The sequence below is a fragment of the Pseudostreptobacillus sp. genome (assembly GCF_977040545.1).
This window is the reverse complement of record NZ_CDRRBS010000074.1, coordinates 1-5849: the sequence shown is the minus strand read 5'-3', so window position 1 is coordinate 5849 and position 5849 is coordinate 1. Positions and strand designations below refer to the sequence as shown.

Annotated in this window: 6 protein-coding genes; all 6 read left to right on the top strand. The window is 24.9% G+C overall.

Annotation, left to right across the window (positions count from 1 at the left end):
• Positions 1-803 (top strand): 2-dehydropantoate 2-reductase (locus tag ACWYO2_RS04615; protein WP_455515319.1); only part of this gene is annotated, 803 nt, incomplete at its 5' end.
• A gap of 1 nt (position 804) precedes the next feature.
• Complete coding sequence (locus ACWYO2_RS04610) at positions 805-1875, top strand: PTS transporter subunit IIC (RefSeq protein ID WP_455515318.1); 1071 nt, start codon at positions 805-807, stop codon at positions 1873-1875.
• Positions 1876-2144: 269 nt separating this feature from the next.
• Positions 2145-3257 carry a sporulation integral membrane protein YtvI gene (ytvI, locus tag ACWYO2_RS04605; protein WP_455515317.1) on the top strand — a complete coding sequence of 371 codons (1113 nt, stop codon included), beginning with the start codon at positions 2145-2147 and terminating at the stop codon, positions 3255-3257.
• Positions 3244-4338, top strand: a complete 1095-nt coding sequence (locus tag ACWYO2_RS04600) for an AI-2E family transporter (RefSeq protein WP_455515316.1) — start codon at positions 3244-3246, stop codon at positions 4336-4338. The genes ytvI and ACWYO2_RS04600 overlap by 14 nt, the downstream gene beginning before the upstream one ends.
• Positions 4335-5291, top strand: a complete 957-nt coding sequence (gene mltG / locus ACWYO2_RS04595) for an endolytic transglycosylase MltG (RefSeq protein ID WP_455515315.1) — start codon at positions 4335-4337, stop codon at positions 5289-5291. Before ACWYO2_RS04600 ends, mltG begins: the two co-directional genes overlap by 4 nt.
• On the top strand, positions 5288-5849 hold a 562-nt coding region (locus tag ACWYO2_RS04590), incomplete at its 3' end, for a SpoIID/LytB domain-containing protein (protein ID WP_455515314.1). The genes mltG and ACWYO2_RS04590, both read left to right, overlap by 4 nt.

Here is a 5849-nt window from a genome sequence, read left to right as displayed (position 1 = left end):
ATTTTATAAACTTAGGTGTTGAAGAAACTTTAACATCAAAAGCATATAAACCTAGTGAATATAATGGAGAGGCAGATTTATTAATTGTATTTACAAAATCAATGCAATTAAAAGATATGTTAAACGATGTTAAACATCTAATATCTGAAAAAACAGCAGTATTATGTCTTTTAAATGGATTGGGACACATAGATACATTAAAAGAATTTGTTCCAAAAGAAAATATTTTAATGGGAGTAACAGTTCTTACAGCAGGTATGAAAGGACCTGGAGTATTTGCAGTAAGTAACTATGGTAAAACTGAAATACAAAATATAGATGAAAAAGGTAAAGAAAAAGCCCTTGAAGTAGTTGAAGCCATAAATAATTCTGGATTACCTTGCGAATATTCTAATGATATATTATTCTCTATTTGGAGAAAAGCATGTATTAATGGAACTATGAACTGTTGTTGTACATTACTTGAATGTAATATGTTACAATTAGGTCAAACTCCTAATATTAGAGAACTTTTAGGAACTATAGTTGAAGAATTTGCAGCAGTTGCTAAAGTAGAAGGTGTTACATTAAATGTTGAAGAAATGACAAATCTTGTTTGTTGGTTTACAACAGAAGAATTTGCTGGAGTAAAACATTATCCTTCTATGCATCAAGATTTAATTCAAAATAGAAGAAAAACAGAAATAGATTATCTAAATGGATATGTTTCAAGAAAAGGTAAAAAATATGGTATAAATACTAAATTCTGTGATTTAATAACTATTTTAGTACATGGTAAAGAGAAAGTTTTAATAGGAGGATAATATGTCAGAAAGAATAAGTGCAAAAGATTTTACTATGAGAGTTTTAAATGGAACAGCTGTAGGTATAGTTGTTGCTTTAATACCAAATGCAGTATTAGGGGGATTATTTAAATATTTAGGAGCAAACTATCATCCAATATTTTTAACACTTGCAGCAGTGTGTGCAAATATTCAATGGATTATAGCTCCAATGATAGGGTTCTTAGTAGGTTTACAATTTAAATTTAATCCAATGAAATCAGCTATTATATCAGCTGCAGCTTGGATAGGTTCAGGGGCTCTAGTTGCTCAAGCACCAGTTGATGGTAAAGTATTTTATGCAATAGGTCTAGGAGACTTAATTAACGTAATGCTTGTTTGTGCTATTGCAGTTTATGTTACTCAATTATTAGGTGAAAAATTAGGTTCATTAACTATAGTTTTACAACCAATAATAGTTGGTGCAGGAGTTGGGTTCTTAGGATTATTAATGTTACCTTATGTTAAATTAATTTCTCAAGCAATAGGAGGAGGAATTAACTCATTTACTACATTACAACCAATTATAATGTGTATATTAATAGCTATGTCATTTGCAGTATTAATAATTTCACCTATATCAACAGTTGCTATAGGTATTGCAATAGGATTAATGGGACTTGCCAGTGGGGCTGCAAATATAGGAGTTTCAGCAACAGCAGCAGTTTTAGTTGTAGGTTCATTTAAAGTAAATAAAGCAGGAGTTACTCTTGCAGTTGGTCTTGGTGGTATGAAAATGATGATGCCTAATCTTGTTAAAAATCCAATAATGTTATTACCAGTTTTAACTACAGCTTTCTTTAGTGGTTTAGGTGTAAGATTCTTAAACATCATGGGAGATAGCGTAAGTGCCGGGTTTGGATTTGTAGGACTTGTAGGACCAATAAAAGCTATGTCTGAATATGCAAATATGGGTATTTCAAGTGCAACTGGATTAGTATACATTCTTATAGGATATGTATTAATACCATTTGGAGTAGCAATACTTTCACATATACTTTATACTAAAGTATTAAAAATATATTCTTCAGATATCTACTTATTTAATAACTAATTAGAAATAAAAGATATACAATAAAAGCAGGAGAAACTTAGTGTTTATCCTGCTTTTATATATTATTTATATCTCATTTTTATCATTTTATAATAAAAAAAGAGGTTCTTCACAAATATTTAAGGGATAATAAAATTAGTAGCTCAATAAAATAAATTAAATTTTTTTAATTAGAGCTACTTTTTTTACTTATTAATATATATTAACTAAAAATTCTAATGGTAAAGTTTTCTTGATTTTGATATAATATAATAAGAAATGGAGGAAATATGTCAGAAAAAAGAGAATTTACATTTAATAGGTTTATACCCCTTATATATATATTATCAGTTTTAGTTGTGGTCTTACTTGCATTTAAGTTGGCACTATTTTTAATACCCTTTGTTGTTGCAATGTTGGTAGTATCTATTACTAGACCTTTGGTAAAAATATTGGAGGATAAATTTAAATTTAGTTTAAAATTAGCAAATGGATTAGTTATAACCTTATTTTATTTAATGTTATTTTTTATTGTTGGAATTATAGTTTTTGTATCACTTTCTGAAATTTATTCATTTTCTAATTGGATAATATATAATTCTAGTAATATTTCATCATTTATTAAAGATAGAATTAATGAGTTTGATGGATTAAAATTAGTTATACCTGATTTTGCAATGATAGCTATAAAAAATTCTATAAATTATTTAGTTTCTAAATTAACGAGTATTAGTGTTAATTTTTTTAACTATATAGTATCTATATCACTTAGCTTACCAGTAGCTCTTGTATATGTGATTATAACAGTTACAGCGACATTTTTAATGGCAAATGATTTAAAGTCAGTTAAAGAATTTTTTGATAAGCAATTTCCTAAGTCTTGGATTTCTAAATTTGAATTGATTAAAGTTGATGCATTTAGTGTAGTTTTTAAATATTTTAAAGCACAAATTATTTTGATTTGTCTTTGTTTTGTAGAGTTATTAATAGGATTTAATGTAATTAATATATTTATACATTCGGTATCATATATATTATTACTTGCATTAATTATTGCAATAATTGATGCCTTGCCTATACTAGGAACAGGTCCTGTTTTAATACCTTGGTCAATTTATTTATTGGTTAATAAAGAATATGGTTTTGGTGTAGCATTAATTATACTTTATATAATAATATGGTTGTTGCGTAGTATAATGGAACAAAAAATATTAAGTTCAAGTCTTAATATTAATCCATTAATATCACTTGTATCTTTATTTGTAGGATTTAAATTATTTGGAGTTATTGGATTTTTATTTGGACCTATTTTATTTACAATAATGACTATAGTATTTGATGAAGAAATAAAGAGAGGATTCTTTAAAATATTATCTGGTGAGGAGCAGTATGGAGAAAAGTAATTTTTTTAATAAATATTTACCATTAATTAGAATATTTACTATATTAATTAGTTTATACATATCTATAAAAGTAATAATTTTTTTGTTTCCTTTTGTATTTGGATATATAATGGTAAGAATTACTAGACCTTTTGCAGATTATTTAAATAAAAATTTTAAATTAAAATTCAAATATGCTAATATTGTATCTTTACTTAGTTTTTATTTACTATTTATATTTTTTATGATATTTATAGTCTATATTAGTTTTTCTGAATTATTTAAATTATCTGAGTGGATAAAAATGAATTATGTTACTTTACATAATTATAGTTATGTATTTAAAGAAAATTATAAAGGATATGTATCTACATTATCTCCTGATATACAAAATCAAATAGCTATAAGTATAGGTAAGATTATAGCTTTAATAACTGATTTTGTTGGGAATATTTCAAATTCTATATTAAATAGTATATATAGGATACCAGAGTTTGTTGTATATATAGTAATATCAGTTACATCATCATTTTTAATGGTTAATAATTTAGAAAAAATACGTAAATTTTATTACGAACAATTTCCAGATAGTTGGATAAAAAGAATAAAAATAGTTAAGATACATAGTATAGATACAGTTTTTAAATATTTGAAAGCACAAAGTATTATAATCTCTTTAGTTTTTCTTGTATTATTTTTTAGTTTTGGATTTGTAAATATATTTATACATCCAGTAAAATATGTGTTTTTAATATCTCTAGTATGTGCAATAATGGATGCACTTCCTTTAATTGGGACAGGTCCTATACTTCAACCATGGTTTGTATATTTATTAATTAAAGGAGAATTTAAATATTCACTTTGCATATTAGGTATATATATATTGATTTCAATTTTTAGAATAATGATAGAACCATATATTTTAACAGATAATTTTAATCTTCATCCTATAATTTCATTAATAGCAATGTTTACGGGGTATATATTTTTTGGGATAATAGGATTTTTGGTTGGACCGGTAATATTTTCAGTAATAAATATGCTCTTTTTAGATGAAATTAATATGGGTATATTTAAATATATAGTAGGAGTTAAGGAATGAAAAAAAAGAAAAAATATAATATTAAGTTAGTAAAAAAATACTTAGTTTTACTTTTGTTACCTTTGATATATCTAATTTACATAACTATATCATTTGCATATATTCCACAAAATTTAAAAGGTAAGAGAGTTGAAATTACTCATGGAATGTCATATATAAAGGTATATGAAAAATTGGGAATCAAATTTAATGCAATAGATAAAATATATTCTAAAATTAGTAAAAAAACTTTAAAAGAAGGAAGTTTTAGATTTGATAAAAATATTAGTAAAAGAGAATTAATAAATACTCTTAATAAGCCACAGGGAAGAATTAAACTTACTATACCTGAAGGATTTACACAAGATCAAGTTTTAGAAAGAATAGAAGCTTTAGGACTTGCTAATAAATCAGAAATGATAGCAGCTTTAAATTCTATAGATTTTCCATATTTTCATGAAAAGGATAATTATGATGGATATCTTTTTCCAGAAACATATTTTGTTTCATCTAATATGAGTGCAAAAGAAATAGCAAAATTGATACTTGATGAATTTATGAAAAATTTTCCTGAATCTGATTATCCAGATAAAAAGAAATTTTATGAGGATATTAAATTAGCATCTATTGTTGAATTTGAAATAGGATTTAACGAAATAGAAAGTGAAAATGTAGCAGGAGTATTTAAGAATAGATTACAAAAAGGTATGAGATTACAATCAGATGCTACTTTAAAGTATGTTTTAAAAAGAAAGGTTTTAAAAAAGGATTTACAAGAAAATATGTCTGTTTATAATACATATAGACATGAAGGTCTACCCCCAACTCCTATATGTAATCCAAATAAAAAAACAATAAAAGCTACAATTAATGCTCCTGTCAGTAAATATCTATATTTCTTTATGTCAGGAGATAAAACATATTATTCTATGACACATGAAGAACATTTGAAAAAAAGAAATGAGGTAAAATGAAAAAATTAAGTTATATATTTATCTTTTTGATGGCAATCTCTTGTACTAGCTTGAAAGCTGATGAGACGGTTATAAATCCTAATGATGTTATAGAACAAAATCAAACTATAAAAATAGAAAATGAAGATAAAAAAGCATTATACAATCAAATTAGAGTAAAATTATCTAATCCAGATAAAAATGATTTTGATATATATTTTAGTGATGATTTTAGTATAAATGGTAAAGAAATAACAAATAAGAAAAAGATTAATGTTAAATATATAGATAATAAAATATATATAGACAATGATGAAGTTGAAAAGGTAGATATATCTAACAAAGGAATTATGACTATAGGAAATAATAAATATTATGGTGATATATATATAAAACAAGTGGATTCAAAATTACAAATAGTAAATTTTGTTGATATTGAAAAATATCTTTTAGGAGTTGTTCCTTATGAAATACCAAGTAGTTTTCCGCTTGAAGCGCTTAAAGCTCAAACTGTAATAGCTAGAAGTTATGCACAAACTAATATAAATAGAAAGAAAGAGGACTCTAATCTATATGATG